Genomic DNA, 20,991 nt, shown 5'->3' with positions numbered 1-20,991 from the left:
TTCTCTCCAAATTCCTGCTCAATTTATAAAAGTTCAAATACTCCGGCTGCGCCCATTCCGCCACCGATGCACATTGTTACAACTCCAAATTGCTGATTGCGGCGCTTCATTTCATGAATTAGAGATAGAGTGAGCTTGGCACCGGAACAGCCCAGCGGGTGTCCAAGTGCAATGGCCCCTCCATTTACATTTACTTTCTCTTCATCTAAGTCCAGCTCACGGATAATTTGAATGGATTGGGACGCAAAAGCTTCATTCAATTCAAATAAACCGATATCAGAAAGCTCCAGCCCTGCAAGCTTTAATGCTTTAGGGATGGCCACAACTGGACCGACACCCATGATTTCAGGAGGAACACCGCCTACTGCAAAGCTTCTGAATTTAGCCATTGGCTTCAACCCAGAAGACTCCGCCTTTTCCCTGTCCATTACCATTACTGCTGCAGCTCCATCGCTTGTCTGCGATGAATTCCCAGCTGTGACACTGCCGGTTACCGAGAATGCCGGACGCAGTTTTCCGAGTGTTTCAACTGTGGAATCTGAACGGACGCCTTCATCCTGGCGGAACTGGATTGTTTTTTCTTTAAGCTTATTGTCTTTTCCAACGGATCTAAACGTTACGTCTACTGGCACAATTTCTTCTTCAAATTTGCCATCCTGGATTGCCTGTGCAGCTCTCTGATGACTTCTGACCGCAAATGCATCCTGGTCTTCTCGTGTAATGCCATACTTCTTTGCAACTTCTTCAGCTGTATGTCCCATACCCATATAGTATTGGGGGGCTGTTTCGGCAAGTTTGGCATTCGGGCGGACTACATGCCCCATCATCGGCACAAGGCTCATAGATTCCGCTCCGCCTGCAATGATTGTATCAGCATGGCCAATCATGATTTTTTCAGCTGCATAAGCAATTGCCTGCAGGCCTGAAGAACAATAGCGATTAATGGTTATTCCCGGCACTTCATGTGAAAGTCCGGCAAGAGCTCCGATATTCCTTGCCATGTTCAGCCCCTGTTCGGCTTCAGGCATAGAACAGCCGATAATTAAATCATCGATGTTTCCTTCATAATTTCCTGCGCGCTTAAGGGTTTCCTTTACTACAAGTGCACCTAAGTCATCCGGCCTGACGTTTGCAAGCGTACCTTTTTTGGCTTTTCCGACCGGTGTCCTGGCACCTGCAACTATTACCGCTTCTCTCATTATTTTCCCTCTCTTTCTCTTAATGTCTCAAACTATTACTTTAATTACGCAACGGTTTCCCTTTTAAGAGCATGTGCTGCATCCGCTGCTGTGATTTCGGTTCAGCTACAAGGCTTAGGAATGCTTCTCTCTCCAAGTCAAGCAAATATTGCTCATCCACTTCTGTACCGTATGGCACTTTTCCGCCTGCGATTACATAAGCAAGCTTCTTCGCGATTTTTAGATCATGCTCTGAGATATACCCTGAGTAGAGCATTGCCTGCGCTCCAAGCAGGAGTGTTGCATATCCTGTTTCGCCGACAACCGGCACCTTCTTCCTTACAGGAGGCTTATAGCCTTTTTTGTGCAGAGCAAGAACTGCCTGCTTTGCATCATAAAGGAGATGGTCACCATTCACACTGATGCCATCTGCCAGGTTCAGAAAGTTATTATCCCTAGCTTCCTCGCCTGATGTTGAAACCTTTGCCATTGCAATCGATTCAAATACTTTATTGGCAACCTTTTGAAGGTCAAATTCCACACCATTTGGCATATTTTTAAGATGCTTAATGTAGAGCTCTTTGTTACCGCTTCCTCCTGGAATCAGGCCTACCCCCACTTCAACAAGTCCCATATATGTTTCGCTTGATGCCTGAATATGTGCTGCCGGCAGACAAACCTCAGCCCCGCCGCCAAGTGTCATGCCAAATGGAGCAGCAACTACCGGTTTCGCACTGTACTTAATTTTCATCATGGCATTCTGGAACTGACGGACTACCATATCCAATTCATAAATATTGTCATCCTGCGCTTCCATGAGGATCATTCCGAGGTTGGCGCCTACACAGAAATTCTTGCCCTGATTCCCGATAACAAGTCCTTTGTAGTTCTTCTCCACTTCATCCACTGCAAAATTGATCATTTGGATAATATCCAGTCCAATGGCATTGCTTTGCGAATGGAATTCAAGCAATGCAACACCATCGCCTAAATCAATCAGGCTTGCACCGGTATTTTTTTTAATTACACCTTTTTGCTTTTTAATCTGTTTCAAGTTGATTGCTTTAGGGTTTTCCTCGATTAATCTGTACTCGCCATTGTGATAGAAATATTGCTTGCCTTCTTCTTCTTTATAGAAAGAATCAAAGCCTTTTTCCAGCATATCCTTTACCCATGCCGGCACTTCCTCACCTGCATCTTCCATCTTCTGGACAGATTTCCCTACTCCAATGGCATCCCAGGTTTCAAATGGCCCCAATTCCCAGCCAAAGCCCCATTTCATCGCTTTGTCTATTGCTGTTACATCATCAGCTATTTCGCCGAGTAATTGCGCCGAGTAAAGAAGAGCCGGACTCAGGATGTTCCACAATAATTGGCCTGCGCGGTCATCTGAGTATACAAGCGCTTTCAATTTTCCAGGAGTGCCTTTTTCCTGCTTGCTCAATTCAGTCGAAGCTGTCTTAAGCTTTTTGCGCGGACCGTATTCCAGAGATTCAGGATTCAGTTCAAGAATCTCTTTGCCCTTTTTCAAGAAAAATCCTTGCCCTGACTTGCTTCCAAGCCAGCCTTTTTCCTGCATAACTTTCATAAAGCCCGGAACTTCAAATACTTCCTTTTCTTTCCCGTCTACCTGGTCATAAACATTGTTTGCCACGTGTATAAATGTATCAAGCCCTACTACATCAAGTGTTCTGAATGTAGCACTTTTCGGGCGGCCAATCAGCGGACCAGTTATGGAATCTACTTCACCGATACTGTACCCGCCCTTTAGCATCTCCTGCACTGTAATCAGCAGGCCATAAGTGCCGATTCGGTTGGCGATAAAGTTTGGTGTATCTTTAGCTTCAACTACTCCTTTTCCCAGTACATCTTCTCCAAATTGCTTCATAAATGACAGCACTTCGGAAGAAGTGTTTTTAGTAGGTATGACCTCGAGAAGTTTTAAGTAACGAGGAGGATTAAAGAAATGTGTTCCAAGAAAGTGTTTTTGGAAATCTTCCGAGCGCCCTTCTGACATTGCTTCTACAGATATTCCAGACGTATTGGAGCTGACGATGCTTCCTGGCTTGCGGGATTGGTCCACCTTTTCAAAAACCTGCTTCTTAATGGCGAGGTTCTCCACAACAACTTCAATAATCCAATCGACATCCTTTAGACGCTCCATGTCATCTTCAAAGTTTCCTGCCTCAACTAACGCAATATTATTTTTGGAAGTTAATGGAGCCGGTTTTTGTTTTAATAATTTTTGGCGGTTTCCTTCACTGATTCGATTGCGGACTGCTTTATCTTCAAGAGTAAGCCCCTTTGCCTTTTCAGCATCCGTTAATTCGCGAGGCGCGATATCCAATAATAATGTCGGGATCCCGATATTGGCCAGATGGGCTGCGATCCCTGAACCCATGACCCCTGAGCCTAAAACTGCCGCCTTCTTTATTTGTTGGATCAACTTTATTTCCCCCTTTAACTTTTTTGAATGAATACTCATTCATTTTATTCTCAAAAAAAATATGCATCTCTTCTGAATGAGTTCTGTTAGTTATAACTATAAAATATTTGCAAAATTTACGCAATGATTTTAAGCGGAAATTTAAAAATGTTTTGAAATTTTTCATGGCTCAAAGTAATTTATATATTTTATGCGAAATGTAAATAGGTGTTTTGGACACTCTAAAAAGGAAACATTTTTTGTTCGTTACGGAGGTGAAAGAAATGGGAAAAATGAAAAAAGATCCTTCCAAAGCAGGAGTCAGCGCTGCAAGTGTCCAGGGAGATGCAGGTCCTACCGTTGAAAGGCAAGGGCCTAAAAAAGGAATAGCCAAAATAATCAATATAAGCGGTAACACGCTGTTTAAAGGCTGGCTGCCGTCAGCCTTTTATAGTTTCCATTATGTATATAGGTAATTCATCTTCTGCAGAATAGCAAACGTTTTTCAGAGGAAAGATATCCTCGAAAAGAATTGAAGCTATTATAGGCTAAAAGAATTGGAGGGACAATTAATGCAACAGCAAAATATGAATATGCAGAACCAGCAGGGCATTATGCAGCAGCCTCCTGCGGTTATTTCCACTAAGGATGCTCTTTACTTAACAGATATGCTTACCTGGAACCTTCTCGCCTGTAAAAAAGCGCATTTTTACGCGCAGCAATGCCAGGACCAGGAGCTAAAAACACACTTCGAGCAATGCGGCCAAATGCATCAGCGTCACTACGAACAGCTGCTTGCTCATTTAAACCAGCAAAATCAGCAGAACTTTATGGGAATGCAATAGAAAGGAGTCTTGAAAATGAACCAGAACCAGAATCCAAATACGATTCAAAATCCCGAGACACAGGTAAATAAAACTCCGCAAATGAATGATCGGGATTTTACAAATGATATTTTATCTACAGAAAAATATATGACAGATGCATATTCTGTCGCCCTAAATGAGGCAAGCCATCAGAGCCTGTATCAGGATATTCTTGCGGCTTTTAACGAAACACAAAACCAGCAGAGAGAATTTTATAACCTAATGTTCAAAAAAGGCTGGTATAAGGTTGAAGCGGCTGACCAGCAGAAGCTTCAGCAATCTTATCAGCAGTTCCAGGGCTATACAAATCAATTGCCATATGGCAATGGTCAGATGCAATAAGAAGGAGTGCCAAACAAAAAACCGCTGTTTTTATCTCCAGCGGTTTTTTAGATTCTACAAATTTTTATTTTTTGCTTCTCATCTCTTCATTCATTGTTTTAATTTCAGCGACCAGAGCCTTCATTTCCTCTTTTGCAGAAGGGTATGTATCATTCCAGTGCTTGGCTAGAGGCGGCATGGATTTCGCAATAAAAGAGTACAGCACCCAAGCTTCAACCTTTTCCTTTAACTCCGGGGAGGTCTCTCCAATTAGGAGTTCGGTATATTTTTCAAGCAGGCCATCCAGCTGTTCCTTCAACTCCTCATTCATTGCGATTCCTCCTTTGATTAGTTCAGCTATCAATCATTGGGATAAAGCCGAAGTTTCATTTTATCCTGCAGGCCTGAGGACATGTCCCGCATCGTTTTCCGCTGCTGGTCAAATAGGAATAGCAGCATGTTTTTCTTGGCCTCACCGTTTGGCCGGTACTTTCAATCAGTATTTTAGTACTGTCAAATTTCTTTAAGGGATTCGTTTTTTCGCAGCCGAACAAATTGCCTGAAGCCTTTTCCAGGATAAACTCAAAATCTTCAGCAGCCCTTTCAGAATGTGTTTCCAAAGGCAAAATCTTCTCGTAAAGCCAGAAGAGATAAATCGCTATATTCTCCCAAAGAATTAGTTTAGAAACATTTGCTTCGATTGCTATTCTATTCAGCACCGGAAAAATATGGCCATTAAAAAGAGTCCGCAAAGCATCTTCTCTCCATTTTTCCCTTTCCTCCTCAATTTCTTGGCCTTGAAGGTGAATAAAACTAAAGCATGGAAGCCATAGTCCATCTTTTTCCTGACTGACAAATGTTATATTTTCAGGCCTTATATCTAATTTGATGTTCCAGGATGTCATGCTATACAAGTAAATTACAGGCAGAAAGGCATATCTTTTAATTAAAATAGAAGCAGCCGTTTTCTTGTCAGTTGCTCCTATATGATTTTTCACTTTATCCAGGTATGGACCTGTCTGACTCGAATCCAGCAGCTTTTTCACTTCAATTGTTAAAGGAGAACCTTCTCCTGAATCCAGGACAAGTCTGAACTGCCCGAGAGCTTCTGCCTGTTCTCCAGTTAATTTAATCATTCCTGGAATCCTTGCCCTTTTAAAATACATCTGCCCTTCCCATAAGGAATGCAAAGCGGCGTGCCGAATAATGGATCTATCGTAACCTCGCATTCCATGCCAAATACGGTTTTGACTAATCCGCAATTGATGACATGTTCAGGCTTGCCCTGAGCGAAAACCTTCTGATCCTTTATGGCAACAATATTATGGGCATAGCGGCAGGCTAAATTCAGATCATGCAGCACCATGACGATGGTACGCTCTTCAATTTCATTTAATTCAAATAATAAATCCAGTATTTCAATTTGGTGGGTCATATCTAAATACGTAGTAGGCTCATCAAGCAGAATCGTATCAGTATCCTGAGCCAACGTCATGGCAATCCAGGCGCGCTGGCGCTGTCCGCCCGATAATGAATCCACTGTCCGATCTTTCAATTCCTCCATGCCTGTAGCCTTTAATGCATTTCTGACCTTTATTTCATCTTCAGTTGACCATTGCTTCAGCCAAGTTTGATAAGGGTACCGCCCCTGTTTGACAAGCTGAAGCACTGTGAGTCCTTCTGGAGCAGAAGGGGATTGGGGCAGAATCGCCATCTTTCTGGCAACATCTTTGGTTGAAAGTTTGGCTATAGCCTCACCTTCCAATAAAACGGCACCTGATTTCGGCTTTAGCAGCCGGGCAATGGACCTTAGCAATGTCGATTTTCCGCAGCCATTTCCACCAATAAATACTGTGATTTCTCCCTTGGGAATTTCCAGGTCCAATTCATTAATAATAATGGTTTCCCCATATGACAAGGTTAAGTCTTTTGTTGCGATCGCTTGCCCTGCTGTCATTTCTGCCCTCTCCTTTTCCTTAATATCTATATCTATATCTATAGGCTATCCATTTACCAGTACGATACGAGTTTCAAGCTTTTCCAGATTATGCGTTTCTTGTCTTGAAAAGCAGGTAAATAAAGTAAGGTGCTCCAATGCTGGCTGTAAATACACCCGCCGGGATTTCAAGCGGTGAGAACAAAGTCCTGCCTATCAGGTCGGCTGCCATCACAAGGATTCCTCCAATCAGCGCAGAAGCCGGAAGCAAAGCGCCAAAAGCAGAGCCAACCAGCCTGCGGGCCATATGAGGAGCCATCAATCCAACAAAGCCTATCCCGCCGCCAAATGCAACAGCTCCGCCAATTAATGCTGTGCTGACCATGAGCAGAAGAAACCGGTATTTTTGGACTGTGCTCCCTACACCCTTGGCAATATCATCGCCAAGTTCCTGGATATTGACATTTCGTGCTAAAACAAAGGCAAGTATCAGAAACACGATGGTCCAAGGGACCAAAATTGTGACATTATCCCAATTTGAACCGTAAACAGTCCCGGTTATCCAAATATTTGCCTGGCTTGCCTGGTAAATCGGCCCAAAGACCATCATCAAGGTGGTGAGTGCCTTCATTAGGGCTGCAAGCCCGATCCCGATTAAAACAAGCCGTACTGGTGATACCCCATCCTTATAGGCGAGAAAATAAACAAGGAAGGCCAAAATAGCAGCACCCGCGAAAGCTGCAAGAGGCATCCAATTAATACTTACAGTTAATGCATTATTTTTATCACTAAAAAAAGCAAGAAATGCTACAACTGCTGCAGAGGCCCCTCCTGTAATCCCGATTATGTCAGGAGATGCAAGCGGATTTCTGATTATCCCCTGCAGGATTCCCCCGGCTGCAGCAAGCGCCATTCCTACCATTAAGGCAACGATAATTCTTGGAAGTCTGAATGACTGAATGACCAGTCTATCCATATCCGAACCCCCGCCAAAGAAAACCTGCACTACCTTCAGAGGGCTGATTTTCATTTCACCCGTGCCGGTGCTGATGACAAATACTCCGGCAGCAGCTGCTGCCAATAATAAAAAAGTGATAAGTGCTTTCCGGTTTACTAAAAAAGAAATTCTATCGCCAAACAGGCGCAAGTTATAATATTTTTTCATTACTGATTGAACCCCCTTCTGGCAATATACACAAAGAAAGGAGTTCCAATTACAGCTGTCATGACGCCAACAGGAACTTCCTGCGGCATGATGATATACCTTGATGCTATGTCCGCTACAAGAAGGAGCATCCCCCGAATAGACCCGCATAAGGAATGACCCAGCGATGATCAATGCCGACAACCGCCCGGGTTAAATGGGGAATGACAATGCCTAAAAAGCCGATAGGACCAGCAACAGCTACCGCTCCTCCTGACAGAAGCACAATAACAATGCCCGCACCCAATTTCAGCAATCCTGTTTTCAAGCCCAGCCCCTTTGCGACATCCTCGCCCATTGATAAGACGTTCAATTTCCCCGCAATGATCAGGGAAAAGATCCAGCCGGCTAATAAATATGGAAATACAGCTGCGAGGGTGTCCAGCTTCCTTCCCGATACCGATCCTGCCAGCCAAAATAGCACCTGTTCCAGGGCAGTCTCATTAATAACGAGGAAGCCTTGTGTCATCGAAGCAAACATGGCACTCATCGCTGCACCGGCAAGGGTCAATTTCATGGGGGTCAGCCCTTCCCTGCCGATAGACCCAATTATATATACGAATATAAATGAAACAGCAGCTCCCAGAAATGAAACCCATGTAAAGACCTGAAGATTACTAATTGAAAAAAGCGTTACTGTAATAACGACTGCAAATCCAGCACCTGCGTTTATTCCAAAAATTTCAGGAGCAGCAAGGGGATTCTTTGTCAATGTCTGGAGCAGTACACCCGCAATCGCAAGGCTTGCCCCTACGGCCGCCGCAATCAATGCTCTCGGCAGACGGACTGATTGAATGATTATGTGTTCATTCGTTCCATCGAATTGGGTAAAGGCATCAAGTGCCATCTTCCAGGTTGTGTCGGTATACCCGTATACAATACTGAAAGACATTAATACTAATAATAGGAGCATAGCTGCAAATAGCCCAGCCCACCTCAGAGAATTTGTTTTTAATAGCATAGCGAGACCCTTCTTGCGTCTATTTAATAAGGTTTAGTTACATTTTCAGTCTATTGTACAGAGGATTAGCTGTCAATGAGTTTGAAAATCATTTTCAGTGATGATTTGAAAAAATTAAATGAAAATGATTTTCAATTACCTATTGACATTTTACCGTGGCCACATTACTATAAAAATGTCAAATGAAAATGATTATCATTAACAACGCGATGGAGGAGTACATAATGAAATTCAAATCTTTACTTGCCATTCTTTCAGTTTTCACAATCTTGTTCCTGGCAGCCTGCGGGAACAACAATGAACAGGATGAGACAGCTGACAAAGAAAAAGAAGGAAGCAAAACAGAAGATACAGGTTACACAGTAGAGCATGCAATGGGCACAACTAAGCTTGATAAAACACCTGAAAAGGTAGTAATTCTGACAAACGAAGGTACAGAAGCATTACTTTCCATGGGTGTTACTCCAGTCGGTGCCGTTCAGTCCTGGACTGGCGATCCATGGTATGAACATATAGCAGAAGATATGAAAGATGTTCAGGTTGTGGGAACAGAAAGCGAAGTCAATGTAGAAGCAATTGCAGCGCTGCAGCCGGACCTTATCATCGGAAACAAGATGCGCCAGGAAAAAATCTATGATCAATTAAATGATATTGCCCCTACTGTTTTTGCTGAAACATTGCGCGGAGACTGGAAGGAAAACTTTGAGCTTTACGCTAAAGCACTGAATAAAGAAGAAGAAGGCAAAAAAGTCCTTGCTGATTATGACAGCCGCATCCAGGAAATCAAAACAAGCCTTGGCGACAAAATAAACCAGGAAGTTTCCATTGTCCGCTTTATGGCTGGAGATGTCCGCATCTACCATAAAGATACCTTCTCTGGTGTAATCCTTGACCAAATCGGTTTTGCAAGACCTGAAAGCCAGAATGTTGATGATTTTGCAGAAAAAAATGCTACAAAAGAGCGAATTCCTGCCATGGATGGAGATATCCTATTCTACTTCACATATGAAACTGGCGACGGTGAAGCAAGCCAGCTTGAGAAAGAATGGATTGAAGATCCACTATTCAAAAACTTAAAGGTATCCCAGGACGGCAATGTCCACAAGGTTAATGACACAATCTGGAACACTGCCGGCGGAGTCATAGCTGCAAACCTGCTTCTGGATGATATCGAAAAATATTTTTCCAAGTAATCTCAACTCGTGATTGCGCTCCCATAATACCCCCTCTTTTATAGGAGCTCAAATATATTAAAAGGAACCTGAACCAACCAGGTTCCTTTTTTATTTTTCCATATTACATTTTCCCGATCTTACCTGCCGTACATCCAAACCCTTCTTTTTTATTGCCTTCCATTCATAAGTTTTCCAAAACCGGCAACAATAAGCGTAATGCCGAAAATGATGGTGATTTTCCTATGAGAAACTGGTTGAAAAACAAACGGATTAAAGAGGATATCCAGCATAAGGATTGGGAAAAATCCTTGATTAAATCCAAAGACTTCAAAAAAATATTTTATTATAACCAAAAAACAAATGTGCGCTTTGGACTTACTTTCATGGCTACTTTAATTGATGAAAATATTATTCAGGATGGTGTTCTCCCTAATCTTCTGGAAGAAGAATTCCGGGAAATAGAGGATATTAAGCAGCTTGTCCCTGTGGCCGATGTACAGATTTGTGATGACCCTTCTCTAATCGAACAAAAGCTTTTAAATGGCTACGTCATGCTGACGATTGAGACAGAACTTAAACATTTCGGCTTTATAGCTGCGCAAAAAGAAATCGTCAGGGGGTTAAGCCAGCCTGAAGTTGAATTTTCGGTTATCGGCCCTAAAGAAGCTTTTGTAGAGTCAATGGGCCAAAATTTAAACTTAATCAGGAAACGTCTTCCGGTAAAAGAACTGATTATTGAAGAGTTTAAGCTAGGAAGCCTGTCAAAAACCGCTGTAGCCATGCTTTATATGGAAGATATCACAAATGAGGATAATGTAAATACTGTCAGGCAGAGACTTACAAACGTGAAGTTTGATGCCATTACAGACAGTTCTTATATTGTACAGCTGATTAGTGATAACTCCAATTCCCCTTTTCCTCAGCTGCTTGATACGGAGCGGCCTGATAGGGTCGCGGGAATTTTGGCAGAGGGAAAAATAGCCATTGTGGTTGACGGCTCACCCCATGTGTTAATCACACCAACCACGCTTGTTGAATTTTTCAGTTCTTTTGAAGATTATTTTTTAAATTGGATTTTGTCTTCTTTTTTCCGGCTGATCCGGTTGTTCGCGGTTGCGTTTTCCATTCTCATTACACCTATTTATGTAGCAACCCTTTCATATCATTATGAACTTATTCCAAAAGACTTGCTGAGCACATTAATTACATCAAGACGGGAAATTCCGCTCCCTCCCATTTTGGAGGCATTATTTCTGGAGCTGACCATTGAACTGCTGCGTGAGGCAGGAGCCCGCCTTCCGACCAAGGTTGGCCAGACAATCGGTATCGTTGGAGGAATCGTAATCGGGACTGCATCTGTAGAAGCAGGCTTGACGAGTAACGTCCTGCTCATTATTGTAGCTCTCGCCGCTCTCGCCTCCTTTACAACACCTGTATACAGGATGGGCAATACGATCCGCCTGCTTCGCTTCCCTTTCCTGTTTTTTGCAGAACTATGGGGCCTGCTCGGGATTGTGTTTTGTTTCTGTGTACTGCTGACTCATTTAATAAGGCTGACTTCACTTGGAAGGCCATTCCTTGAGCCGCTCTATCCGCCTCGGGTTATGGATATGAAAGATGCCCTTATCAGGCTTCCATTTGAAAAGCAATCCAAAAGGCCGATATTTTTACGGACAAAAAATCCAATCCGTTTCAGTAGGAAAAAGGCCAAAGAGAAAAAAGATATCGACGAGTAATGCCCAATGTACCAACTTAAGTGGAGGTGAACCAGATGAAGGAACAGCCAGTACCAGAGAGATTGCAGATATCTCCCTTTTTAGTATTTTACTTGGTCATGTCCATGCAAATTGGGATCGGTGTGTTAGGCTATCAGAGGATTATCGCAATGGATGCAGGATACGATGCCTGGATCTCCATATTATTTGCCGGCGCATGCATTCATGTAATTGTTTGGATGATCTATAAAATTGGCGATACCGTTGGCGGCGATATTGTAACAGCACATAAATACGTCGTGGGTAACTTTCTCGGCAAGGCACTCTGCTTCATTTTTATTGGCTATTTTATCCTGTATTCCTTAACAGTAGTAAGGACATTTATTGAAGTCATACAGGTTTGGATGTTCCCTGAATTAAGCACTTTCTGGTTCTCCTTCGGTTTTATGATTCTTTGTGTTTATATTATTTTTGGAGGATTTAGAACGGTAGTCGGTACAGCCTTCTTCGGGCTTGTTCTGCCGGCTTACCTCCTCCTCACATTCGGCTGGGCGATTAAATTCTCCAACTTTTACAATCTGTTGCCCATCTGGGATCATTCCATTAAAGAACTGCTTACAGCTTCTTATCATATGTCCCTTACTTTCATTGGGTTTGAGATCATCCTTTTTTTCTATCCATTTATTAAAGAACCAAAAAAATCGCAGAAATGGGCTCATCTGGCCGTATTAACAACTACTCTTATTTACACTATTCTAGCCATCATTACTTTTGCCTATTTTTCTGAAGACCAGCTGGCTAAACAAATTTGGGCCAGCTTAACGATGTGGAAAATAGTTGAGATGCCCTTTGTTGAACGATTTGAATATATCGGGATAGCCAACTGGAACTTAATCATCCTTCCTAATGTTTGCATTTCCATTTGGATCGCCTCCAGACTTATTAAAAGGGTATTTAACATCCGCCAGAAAGTGGGAGTGTTTTTTGTTGTTGCAGCAGTGCTTTCCGTTATACATTTTCTGGACACAAGAGAAAAAATTAATATGCTTAATAACTATGTTGGAAAAATGGGATTTGCTTTTACCTTTCTTTATATTCCTTTGCTTTTCGCTGCTGTAATGATCGCCAAGAAGCTAAAAAAGGGGAAGAAGAAATGAAGAAGCTAATACTGCTCTGTCTCGTCTTGCTGCTTTCCGGCTGTGTGGATAAAGAAATACTAGATGATATTAATATTGAAGTAGGAGTGGGCTACGATTTAGCAGATGATTTAAAAGACAAGTATAGAGGTACTGTATTATTTCAGGAATTTCAGCCTGATAAAAGTGTGATTAATCGGACATTTTCTGGAAGTGGAAAACTGCGCCAGGACCTTCTGCTCGAAGTGACTAAACAATCATCAGAGCCAGTCGTAACAGGAGGGTTAAAACTGGCAGTCTTTGGACCTGAACTTTCCAAGAAAGGAATTTATGATCTTGTAGATTCCTTTCAAAGAGACGCAAGTATCGGAGCACGTGTATTTGTTGCAACTTCGGAAGGGAAGGCAGAAGACATGTTAAATGGTGAGTATGGAACACGAGGAAACTCAACCTACATCTACAATCTAATCCAGCATAATATTGAACATCGGGATATTCCTAAAACCAACTTGCATATCCTAGCCAATGATTATTACCAGGAAGGCAAGGACCCATTTCTGCCGCGTCTTAAAAAATTAGATGATGATAAAGTGGAAATAGCCGGCATCAGCCTTTTCAGCAAGGATAGGGAAGTAGAGGTCCTTCCTGTGAAAGACATGTTCTTTTTTAAATTGCTGGTCGATAAATATAGCGAAGGAAACTTCGATGTTAAGTTAAAAAAGGACGAGTTAGCTGCTGTAAAGAGTTTAAGGTCCAAGCATAAAATTAAGATAACTGATCATCATGCTTCCATAACCATTAACATTGAAGGGATTATTCGTGAGTATACCGGAGATAAGTTAGCATCAGAGGTTGTTGGCGCCGTTCAAAAGAAACTGGAGAAAAAGGTCGAAAAGGAATGCCTCAGACTACTAAAACAGTTTCAGGAACTCGGAATTGATCCAATTGGGCTCGGCCAAATGAAAAAATCCAAGCATCGGAATTTTGATTTTAAAAAGTGGGAAGATGATTATAAAACGCTGAGTTTTGATGTAAAATGCAATGTAACAATTGAGGAAACCGGCGTAATTGAGTAAAAGAGCGGGCTTTCACAGCCCGCTCTTTCAATTTTAATCATTTGTCGAGAACATATATTTTTTATAGTGATAACGAATCGAGAAAATCAGCCCCATGGCCAGCATATTCCCCATCAGCGAGCTTCCTCCATAGCTGATGAAAGGAAGCGGTATGCCTGTGATTGGCAAAAGGCCGATAGTCATCCCGATATTTTGAAAGACATGGAATGTAACCATGCTGATGACACCTACACAAATATAGGTATAAAAGTTGTTTTTGGTTTCCATGCCGATCTTAGTAATATGGTAAATCAGCAGAAAGAAAAGGCTGACGACAATACTTGCGCCTACAAAGCCAAACTCTTCCCCTACGATACTGAAAATAAAGTCGGTATGGCTTTCAGGCAGATAGACTTCCCTCGTTCCATATCCTTTCCCGCTTGTTTCCCCTGATCCAATGGCAAGGAGTGAGCGTGTCAGCTGAAATCCGGTTGAACTTTGATAGTTATAAGGATCAATCCAGGAATAAATACGCGCAAACTGATATTCCTTTACCCCTAGATACTTCTCAAGAATATCCGGATGCCATAAAACAAAATACAAAATAGTGCCAGCCAGAGCCGCCCCTGTTCCAAATATTGGCGCCAGAAGCTTCCAGCTGATTCCTGAAATGAATATCATGCCAAGCATGATTGCCAGAAATACAAGGCTTGTCCCTAAATCGGGCTGCTGCATAACAAGCAGCAGAGGCACCATAGTTAAACCAACCAGTTTAATGAGCAGCCATAAATCAGTCTGCATGGTTTTGTATACATTTTTTTGATGATGCTCGTCAATTGTTTTTGCCAAAACCAGAATAATAAACACTTTAACAAGCTCGGCAGGCTGAAGTGAGCCCATACCCGGAACCTTGTACCATGCCTTTGCCCCATTAATGACAGGGGCAATGCTTGATGGCGCCACAATCAGGAATCCAAGCAGTACAATCCCCAGGCCATACACATACCAGGATATCTTCTTCAGCTGATCGGAATCCAGTGTGATTACCGCAGCTATGATTCCTGTTCCAACAGCATACCAGACAACCTGCTTCAAAAGGAAGTTTTCTGTATATTGACCTGTTGTCTGTGCGCTGTAAATGGAAATGGCGCTTACCAGGAATAAAAGCATCAATATTAATACTAAGCCCCAATCCAGCTTAGGAGGTGTATATCGATTTGAGGTCATGATCATTCTCCTTTAAAAAACAAAACCATTTGCCTTTATCTTTTAAGGCATAACGGAGCACAGCGCAAGAAATAAAATATGTACTTCATATAATTTCTCACTACAATATTTCATTATATTTTTTATAGAGATAAATCACAACTTCTAAAAGCGAATGGTTATTATTTCAAATTTTTACGATTACTGAGAATGGTTATTTCCGTCCATATCCGGCATCCGTCGAAGGTACCCATCAATCGGGTATACCAGGCATTAAGGCCTGACTTTAAATTCCCCGCTGAAATATCTCACTTTTATATCATCTCTCATCCATTCAAGATTATTAGGAACCTGAGGGATGCTGTAGCCAATAAAAATTGGCGTGGTAATATAGCGTGGAACAATTTTTGCGTAAATATCCCTGCCCAGCTTGTAGAAAAACAAATTATAGCTATTGCTCGGAAAAGGAAAGGCATTCAGAATATAATGAGCAGCTGTCTGGATGCATTTTGCAAAGTGCGGAATATCATCCTGATCGGCAAGCTTAACGTTGAATTCATAGAAACCGATTCTCGGAGAAGTCGATAAAGTGAACACCGTATTGCTTTCCTGATGAATAAGGAGACCTTCAAAGTCCTCTGCCTGAATTTTTTCCTTGTAATCAATATTTCTCAATCCGACAATTTGCATATGTGGATGGGCGATACTCCCCCGGATAATGGGCCGTGGTTTTTGAAAAATAACACAGATTCATATTCTCCGCTCTTTTCCATCTGAAGCCAATGCTTCAACCCAAATGAAATCAGCCTGACCAAATGCTCCTCTGAATAAATGGACAGCTCTCCGTCACATTGATCCGTTTCAATCAGCACGGTCTGATAGGAACTTTCAAGAACAGGAAACTTATTTTTCAGCAGAATGATTGAATCCTCAACGGCGATGATATCCGTCAGCTCCTCCCTTGCACAAAAAGGGCAGCTTATATCCTTATTCCGAATGCTATTAGGCTTTTGGACCCCAATCCCCGTATTAAAATGCAAATGTGTATCTGACATCTCTTTGACACCTGCTTTTCTGTAATCTCTCCTTTTATTTTATCATGAAAATGGCAGCGAAGTACCTCAGGCAGTTTCTTGGGTGATTTTGACCGAAGAAGCCCCGGGTTTGGACAGACTCTGGACTTTTTCTGCCTTTCCTGTCCGAACTTGCCTCAGGTTCGGACAGACTCTGGACTTTTCCTGCCTTTCCTGTCCGAACCTGGCCCGGGTTCGGACAGATTCTGGCCTTTTTCTGTCTTTTCTGTCCGAACTTGCCCGGGATTCGGACAGACTCTGGACTTTTCCTGCCTTGCCTGTCCAAACTTGCCTCAGGTTCGGACAGACTCTGGACTTTTTCTGCCTTTCCTGTCCGAATTTGCCCCGGGTTCGGACAGACTCTGGACTTTTCCTGCCTTCCCTGTCCGAACTTGCCTCAGGTTCGGACAGACTCGGGCCCTTTTCTGCCTTTCCTGTCCGAACTTGCCTCAGGTTCGGAAAGACTCTGGACTTTTTCTGCCTTTCCTGTCCGAATTTGCCCCGGGTTCGGACAGAACTCTGGACTTTTCCTGCCTTCCCTGTCCGAACTTGCCCTGGATTCGGACAGACTGGGGCCTTTTTCTCGCTTTTCTGTCCGAACTTGCCCTGGGTTCGGACAACAACAGGCAATTTCCTGCCTTTCCTGTCCGAACCTTACCCCGCATTATTTAAAACTACAGCTAAAGTTCATCTGTTTAATTAAATATTTCCTGTCTGACCCAACAAAAAATCAGCAGGGCATGAAAAACCCCGCTGATTAATGCTTTATTGCACCGTTAATTCAGTTTCTGTGTGCTCGTGAATATCGTCGCCTTTTTCAACATGGGTTGTGATCGTGTATGTGCCCGGTTCGGTAAACTGATGGTCGGCAGTGTATTTGCCCGGTTCTGTTTCAGACATGTTCACCCATTGAGGTGTTTCGCCATTAAGTGCAATTTCAAGCTTTACTTTAGCCTCCGCCAGCGGTTCCCCTTCATTATCAACCTTGACAGATAAAGCTGTTTGTTCGTTTGCATAAATTTGGTCAGATGCCTGCAGCTCAATGGATACCTCTCCGCCATGACTGTGAGAGTGGCCTTCTTCATGTCCCTCATTTTCTTGTTCATGCCCCGTTCCTGAGTCCTCCGCTTTTGCCTCGCCAACTTGTACGGAAACCATTGGCATTGTATGCTGGCTTCTAGCCGTTACATGGGACTGAACATAGTATAGGCCTTCTTCTGCAAATATATGATCAGCGGTATATTTCCCCTCTGAATCGTGCTTTGCCTCTGCCATATCACCGTTTTCTTTTTGTCCTTCCTGCCATATTTCAAATTTCACCTCATCCGCATCCGTTACGGCCTCATCGCCCTGTCTTACAGTGACGGCAAGGGTTGCCTCCTCTCCAGGATTAATGGTTTCAGGCACCTGGATGACGGCTTCAATGATTTGCGGCACTTCGTCGTTTTTTGCGGGCTTTTCTTCTTCTGATTGGCTGCATCCGCCAAGAACAAGCAAGCTCGCCATTATGCTGAATAATATCTTTTTCAATTTAGTGTCCCTCTCTTTATCTATATTGTCTTTTGATATTATCAATATAAAAGCCAATTGTGATAAAACAATGAAATTTTTCAAAAAATAAAAGACCCTCCTTTTCAGGCCTTTTGAGATTTAGTAAAAAGGATTGCTTTTTATAATGTGTTTTATACCAGATGGACGCAAGATCATTCAGGACCGCTTTTTTGCCCCCTTCTTTCGAGATCTCTTCTGCAGCCTCTTTTCATATTAAGGGAATCCCCCATCTTCTAAATCAGCTTATCCGTCATATATTTAGAGAGTGGAGGGATTTATATGAATTCTAAATTAACAATCCATTCTATTTTCTTTTATATAAACAGCTGGCTTTTCAGTATTTGTGCAGTAGTCGCGATCGCTGGAATTGTTACGCTTTATCCGGCTGCCTTCTCTTCATCACATATGAATGTGCTGCTTAAGGACATTAAAGCCGACCAGCTCTTCATTCACTTTTTGAAAGCTGAAAACCATTATTTTCACAAGGATGTTCCTGCTGAAAGCTACTCCCTATCCGGAACCCTTTTTAAGCTGGCAACCAACACACAGCCGAAGGATATCAGAACATTCCTTGGCCGGGAGCTGCCTGGTTTTTCAATCTTTGACACCGGTATTGCTGTTGCCGGAGAGGGTACCGACTTTACCAACCTGCCAGTGGAATCTGCCCCTCCCCTTGAAGTCCTTTTAAAAGAAAAAGAACTTGCTATGAATGACGGTCAAAATGAAGAAAATACGGCTCCTCCAGTTATTCCGGACAAGAAAGGGGTCCTTATTTACCATTCCCACAGCTGGGAATCGTTCGCTCCGCTTTTAAAAGATGTAACGGATACAGATGAGGCCGTTAGTCCAAATGAGCAGGTGAATGTAATTGCTGTCGGGAAAAAGCTTAGTGAAGAGCTGGCGAGAAAAGGCATAGGTGCTGAGCATGATAAAACCAATATTGCCGCAGAACTGAAAAAGAAGGGCTGGAACTGGGAAAATTCCTATGCCATGTCCAGAGAGACTGTACAATCCGCCATGACAGAGAATAAGGATGTTAAATTCCTAATTGATATCCATAGGGATTCGCTGCCCCGAGGGAAAACAACCGCAGTAATTGGCCAGGAACCATACGCGCGACTATTTTTTGTCGTCGGCAAAGAGCACAAAAACTATGAACAGAATTTAAAAGTGGCTACCGAGCTCCATAAAGCGCTGGAAGCAAAATATAAAGGAATAAGCAGAGGAGTATTTGTTAAAGGAAAAAGTGAAGGCAACGGCATTTACAACCAGGATCTTTCCGAGCGGGCCCTTTTGCTGGAATTCGGAGGTGTGGAAAACAATCTGGATGAACTAAATAACTCCATAAAAGCATTTGCTGATGTATTTAGTGATTATTATTGGAAGGCAGAGCCAGTCAATGCGGAAAATTAAAGCTTGCCATTATTGTCTGCTGTTTACTTTTTCATCACGTTTATTCTTTACCTTCTGTTTGGCATAAGCACTATTACGGTTTCCTGCCTGTTTTCAGGAATTATCCTCTCAATCATCAATTTAATAGAAGATGAAATGATGGCATTCAGAAAGGACCATAATGGCTGATAAAAGAAAAAATGATTATTTTCTGTTTTAATAGAAGATAATGAAACAGGAAATAGGAGTGATCAAAGTGAAATTAGCTATCATAACAGGTGCATCCAAAGGTTTAGGAGCTTCCATCGCCAAGAGAATGATAACAGAAGGAACTGGCATCATATCTGTATCAAGGACTGAAAACCCTGAGTTGGCAAAACTTGCTGCAGAGAATCAAGTTTTTTTGCGCAATATTTCTGCAATCTCTCCTCACCGGATGAGCTTGAATCTGCTTTCAGCGAACTGACAGCACTATTGCAGGAAAAACAGCCGGAAACCCTATATGTATTTAACAACGCAGGGGTCATAGACCCCATTGGAACAGCCGGAAATCTTGATCATGCGGCATTAATTCAAAATGCCCACGTTAATCTGATTGCTCCTATTATGATTTCCAACATCCTGATGCGTGAGGTTTCAAGTGAAATGACCATTGTCAACATTACTTCAGGTGCTGCTGAAAGGCCCATACAGGGGTGGAGTGCTTACTGCAGCACTAAAGCCGGAATAAATATGTTCACGGAAACAGCAGCATTGGAATTGCAGACAGCAGGCAGCAGCCATAAGGTTATTGCCTTTAGTCCCGGTGTTATGGATACCGCTATGCAGGGAACCATACGTTCTTCAGCGAAGGAAGCATTTCATGATCTTGAGAAATTCCAGGCATACAAGGAGAAAGGAATGCTGCGGGATACGGAAACTGTGGCTAATGCACTAGTCGATTTGCTGCTCCAGAAGGAAATTGAGAGCGGAAAAGTTTATTATGTAAATGACTTAATCTAAAAGGCAACAAAAGCCGGCTAAATGAGCCGGCTTATTTATCTCCCAATATATTACTATCTACAACACCATGGTGAATACGGAGCACTTCATGATTATTATCTTTTTGTATAACAAAAAAACCGTTCGAGAAGTCGGAGGATAATTCTTTAAAGAAGATGCCCTTTATTCCATTTTCCTGATCTTCCCCAATGATCAGGTGATAATCGGAGCCTTTTTTGACTATCTGGGCCGGGAGCCCTTTATCCCAGTCGTCAGAGGGATCATGAACCTTTCTTGAAACTTCAACGACATGTATGTCCACCCCTTCAAGCAGCTGGAATAAATCATTGATCAGCGAATGCTTTACCATCCGCTCCAGCTTGGTTTGAACAGCCTGCCCAAGGATAATCTGGGTAATTTTATGCTCCTGTACCACATCAGCTATCACCCTGGCGACTTTTTTGCCCTCAGCATACTTGGAGAGCATATTTAGCCCGTATTTCTCTGCCAAACTTTCGAACAAATATTTTGTCTGAAGCTCGTTAAAGTCAAGCTCTTCCTGCTTCCGGTTTTCCACGTAGAGAATATAGCCATCCCCCTGAAATGCTTCCTTCAGTTTTTTGCCTCTATGGGCCAGTATCTCCGCATGATTGGGATTGCTTACACATATTAGAATATTTTCCTTCATTTTTACACCTCTCCCACGGATTCTATATTCAGTATAGCACGAATACCATGGAATAAACCCCGCGGCAAAAGGGCTCCATGAGAATGTGTTAAAATCAATTAATAATTTTTAGAAAATATGAATAAGAA

Annotated in this window: 19 protein-coding genes and 3 pseudogenes; 11 read left to right on the top strand and 11 right to left on the bottom strand. The window is 42.5% G+C overall.

Annotated elements, in window-relative coordinates; all coding sequences use genetic code 11:
* Positions 1 to 23: 23 nt before the first annotated feature.
* Both M5V91_RS25670 and M5V91_RS25665 read right to left on the bottom strand, forming a co-directional pair.
* Positions 24 to 1,199, bottom strand: coding sequence for an acetyl-CoA C-acetyltransferase (locus tag M5V91_RS25670; protein ID WP_009331747.1), 1,176 nt, complete (start codon positions 1,197 to 1,199; stop codon positions 24 to 26).
* A gap of 40 nt (positions 1,200 to 1,239) precedes the next feature.
* On the bottom strand, positions 1,240 to 3,621 hold the full coding sequence (locus M5V91_RS25665) for a 3-hydroxyacyl-CoA dehydrogenase/enoyl-CoA hydratase family protein (RefSeq protein WP_034296266.1): 2,382 nt from the start codon (positions 3,619 to 3,621) through the stop codon (positions 1,240 to 1,242).
* 266 nt (positions 3,622 to 3,887) lie between these two features.
* Here M5V91_RS25665 and M5V91_RS25660 point away from each other — a divergent pair.
* The 3 genes and pseudogenes from M5V91_RS25660 to M5V91_RS25650 all read left to right on the top strand — a co-directional run bounded on the left by M5V91_RS25660 (position 3,888) and on the right by M5V91_RS25650 (position 4,811).
* Positions 3,888 to 4,018 (top strand): annotated as a pseudogene (locus M5V91_RS25660) (YuzL family protein).
* A gap of 157 nt (positions 4,019 to 4,175) precedes the next feature.
* The gene (locus M5V91_RS25655; protein ID WP_009331749.1) at positions 4,176 to 4,448 is read left to right on the top strand and encodes a hypothetical protein; all 273 of its coding nucleotides are present in this window, start codon (positions 4,176 to 4,178) and stop codon (positions 4,446 to 4,448) included.
* Positions 4,449 to 4,463: 15 nt separating this feature from the next.
* On the top strand, positions 4,464 to 4,811 hold the full coding sequence (locus M5V91_RS25650) for a spore coat protein (RefSeq protein WP_009331750.1): 348 nt from the start codon (positions 4,464 to 4,466) through the stop codon (positions 4,809 to 4,811).
* Positions 4,812 to 4,875: 64 nt separating this feature from the next.
* Here M5V91_RS25650 and M5V91_RS25645 read toward each other — a convergent pair whose 3' ends face one another.
* The 5 genes and pseudogenes from M5V91_RS25645 to M5V91_RS25625 all read right to left on the bottom strand — a co-directional run bounded on the left by M5V91_RS25645 (position 4,876) and on the right by M5V91_RS25625 (position 8,891).
* Positions 4,876 to 5,121 (bottom strand): DUF2573 family protein, encoded by a 246-nt coding sequence (locus M5V91_RS25645; RefSeq protein ID WP_019383264.1) that lies wholly within the window; start codon positions 5,119 to 5,121, stop codon positions 4,876 to 4,878.
* Between the two features lie 55 nt (positions 5,122 to 5,176).
* Positions 5,177 to 5,926: an IucA/IucC family C-terminal-domain containing protein gene (locus M5V91_RS25640; RefSeq protein ID WP_251175020.1), complete on the bottom strand. Its 750-nt coding sequence runs from the start codon at positions 5,924 to 5,926 to the stop codon at positions 5,177 to 5,179.
* Positions 5,923 to 6,747: an ABC transporter ATP-binding protein gene (locus tag M5V91_RS25635; protein ID WP_009331753.1), complete on the bottom strand. Its 825-nt coding sequence runs from the start codon at positions 6,745 to 6,747 to the stop codon at positions 5,923 to 5,925. The genes M5V91_RS25640 and M5V91_RS25635 overlap by 4 nt, the downstream gene beginning before the upstream one ends.
* An 88-nt stretch (positions 6,748 to 6,835) precedes the next feature.
* Positions 6,836 to 7,891, bottom strand: coding sequence for a FecCD family ABC transporter permease (locus M5V91_RS25630; protein WP_009331754.1), 1,056 nt, complete (start codon positions 7,889 to 7,891; stop codon positions 6,836 to 6,838).
* A pseudogene (locus tag M5V91_RS25625) lies at positions 7,891 to 8,891 on the bottom strand (FecCD family ABC transporter permease). The gene M5V91_RS25630 and the pseudogene M5V91_RS25625 overlap by 1 nt, the downstream one beginning before the upstream one ends.
* Before the next feature lie 224 nt (positions 8,892 to 9,115).
* On the opposite strand from M5V91_RS25625, the gene M5V91_RS25620 reads away from it, so the two are divergent.
* The 4 genes from M5V91_RS25620 to M5V91_RS25605 all read left to right on the top strand — a co-directional run bounded on the left by M5V91_RS25620 (position 9,116) and on the right by M5V91_RS25605 (position 13,993).
* Entirely contained in the window at positions 9,116 to 10,084 is a 969-nt protein-coding gene (locus tag M5V91_RS25620; protein WP_251175019.1) for an ABC transporter substrate-binding protein, read from the top strand.
* Positions 10,085 to 10,308: 224 nt separating this feature from the next.
* Complete coding sequence (locus M5V91_RS25615) at positions 10,309 to 11,802, top strand: spore germination protein (protein WP_009331757.1); 1,494 nt, start codon at positions 10,309 to 10,311, stop codon at positions 11,800 to 11,802.
* Between the two features lie 35 nt (positions 11,803 to 11,837).
* Positions 11,838 to 12,938 (top strand): GerAB/ArcD/ProY family transporter, encoded by a 1,101-nt coding sequence (locus M5V91_RS25610; RefSeq protein ID WP_009331758.1) that lies wholly within the window; start codon positions 11,838 to 11,840, stop codon positions 12,936 to 12,938.
* Positions 12,935 to 13,993 (top strand): Ger(x)C family spore germination protein, encoded by a 1,059-nt coding sequence (locus M5V91_RS25605; RefSeq protein ID WP_251175018.1) that lies wholly within the window; start codon positions 12,935 to 12,937, stop codon positions 13,991 to 13,993. Before M5V91_RS25610 ends, M5V91_RS25605 begins: the two co-directional genes overlap by 4 nt.
* 33 nt (positions 13,994 to 14,026) lie before the next feature.
* Here the strand turns inward: M5V91_RS25605 and rodA are convergent, their stop codons facing one another.
* The 3 genes and pseudogenes from rodA to M5V91_RS25590 all read right to left on the bottom strand — a co-directional run bounded on the left by rodA (position 14,027) and on the right by M5V91_RS25590 (position 17,865).
* Positions 14,027 to 15,199: a rod shape-determining protein RodA gene (gene rodA / locus M5V91_RS25600; protein WP_009331760.1), complete on the bottom strand. Its 1,173-nt coding sequence runs from the start codon at positions 15,197 to 15,199 to the stop codon at positions 14,027 to 14,029.
* Positions 15,200 to 15,451: 252 nt separating this feature from the next.
* Positions 15,452 to 16,233, bottom strand: a pseudogene (locus M5V91_RS25595) (DUF4931 domain-containing protein).
* 783 nt (positions 16,234 to 17,016) lie between these two features.
* The gene (locus M5V91_RS25590; protein ID WP_284521583.1) at positions 17,017 to 17,865 is read right to left on the bottom strand and encodes a FixH family protein; all 849 of its coding nucleotides are present in this window, start codon (positions 17,863 to 17,865) and stop codon (positions 17,017 to 17,019) included.
* A gap of 216 nt (positions 17,866 to 18,081) precedes the next feature.
* Between M5V91_RS25590 and spoIIP the strand changes: the two genes are divergently transcribed.
* The 4 genes from spoIIP (at position 18,082) to M5V91_RS25570 (ending at position 20,196) form a co-directional block, all read left to right on the top strand.
* Entirely contained in the window at positions 18,082 to 19,215 is a 1,134-nt protein-coding gene (gene spoIIP / locus M5V91_RS25585) for a stage II sporulation protein P (protein ID WP_071156654.1), read from the top strand.
* A 3-nt stretch (positions 19,216 to 19,218) separates the two neighbouring features.
* On the top strand, positions 19,219 to 19,383 hold the full coding sequence (locus M5V91_RS25580; RefSeq protein ID WP_284521582.1) for a hypothetical protein: 165 nt from the start codon (positions 19,219 to 19,221) through the stop codon (positions 19,381 to 19,383).
* Between the two features lie 67 nt (positions 19,384 to 19,450).
* Complete coding sequence (locus M5V91_RS25575) at positions 19,451 to 19,660, top strand: SDR family NAD(P)-dependent oxidoreductase (RefSeq protein ID WP_284521581.1); 210 nt, start codon at positions 19,451 to 19,453, stop codon at positions 19,658 to 19,660.
* Positions 19,657 to 20,196: an SDR family NAD(P)-dependent oxidoreductase gene (locus tag M5V91_RS25570; RefSeq protein WP_284522309.1), complete on the top strand. Its 540-nt coding sequence runs from the start codon at positions 19,657 to 19,659 to the stop codon at positions 20,194 to 20,196. The genes M5V91_RS25575 and M5V91_RS25570 overlap by 4 nt, the downstream gene beginning before the upstream one ends.
* A 31-nt stretch (positions 20,197 to 20,227) precedes the next feature.
* On the opposite strand, the gene M5V91_RS25565 is transcribed toward M5V91_RS25570, so the two are convergent.
* A complete protein-coding gene (locus tag M5V91_RS25565; protein ID WP_009331766.1) occupies positions 20,228 to 20,863 on the bottom strand; it encodes an adenine nucleotide alpha hydrolase family protein in 636 nt (211 codons plus the stop codon).
* Positions 20,864 to 20,991 lie beyond the last annotated feature (128 nt).

Origin of the sequence: Cytobacillus pseudoceanisediminis, from assembly GCF_023516215.1 — a bacterium.
Lineage (GTDB): Bacteria > Bacillota > Bacilli > Bacillales > Cytobacillaceae > Cytobacillus > Cytobacillus pseudoceanisediminis.
Note: the sequence above shows the minus strand (reverse complement) of the source record. Positions and strands in the feature narration are given on the sequence as shown.

Bases quoted from the DNA above. Each gene is read 5' to 3' on its own strand.
- M5V91_RS25655 (WP_009331749.1), top strand. From the start codon at position 4,176: ATGCAACAGCAAAATATGAATATGCAGAACCAGCAGGGCATTATGCAG.
- M5V91_RS25615 (WP_009331757.1), top strand. From the start codon at position 10,309: ATGAGAAACTGGTTGAAAAACAAACGGATTAAAGAGGATATCCAGCAT.
- M5V91_RS25645 (WP_019383264.1), bottom strand. From the start codon at position 5,121: ATGAATGAGGAGTTGAAGGAACAGCTGGATGGCCTGCTTGAAAAATAT.
- M5V91_RS25605 (WP_251175018.1), top strand. From the start codon at position 12,935: ATGAAGAAGCTAATACTGCTCTGTCTCGTCTTGCTGCTTTCCGGCTGT.
- M5V91_RS25630 (WP_009331754.1), bottom strand. From the start codon at position 7,891: ATGAAAAAATATTATAACTTGCGCCTGTTTGGCGATAGAATTTCTTTT.
- M5V91_RS25620 (WP_251175019.1), top strand. From the start codon at position 9,116: ATGAAATTCAAATCTTTACTTGCCATTCTTTCAGTTTTCACAATCTTG.
- M5V91_RS25635 (WP_009331753.1), bottom strand. From the start codon at position 6,747: ATGACAGCAGGGCAAGCGATCGCAACAAAAGACTTAACCTTGTCATAT.
- M5V91_RS25670 (WP_009331747.1), bottom strand. From the start codon at position 1,199: ATGAGAGAAGCGGTAATAGTTGCAGGTGCCAGGACACCGGTCGGAAAA.
- M5V91_RS25565 (WP_009331766.1), bottom strand. From the start codon at position 20,863: ATGAAGGAAAATATTCTAATATGTGTAAGCAATCCCAATCATGCGGAG.
- spoIIP (WP_071156654.1), top strand. From the start codon at position 18,082: ATGAATTCTAAATTAACAATCCATTCTATTTTCTTTTATATAAACAGC.
- rodA (WP_009331760.1), bottom strand. From the start codon at position 15,199: ATGACCTCAAATCGATATACACCTCCTAAGCTGGATTGGGGCTTAGTA.
- M5V91_RS25610 (WP_009331758.1), top strand. From the start codon at position 11,838: ATGAAGGAACAGCCAGTACCAGAGAGATTGCAGATATCTCCCTTTTTA.
- M5V91_RS25650 (WP_009331750.1), top strand. From the start codon at position 4,464: ATGAACCAGAACCAGAATCCAAATACGATTCAAAATCCCGAGACACAG.
- M5V91_RS25640 (WP_251175020.1), bottom strand. From the start codon at position 5,926: ATGATTAAATTAACTGGAGAACAGGCAGAAGCTCTCGGGCAGTTCAGA.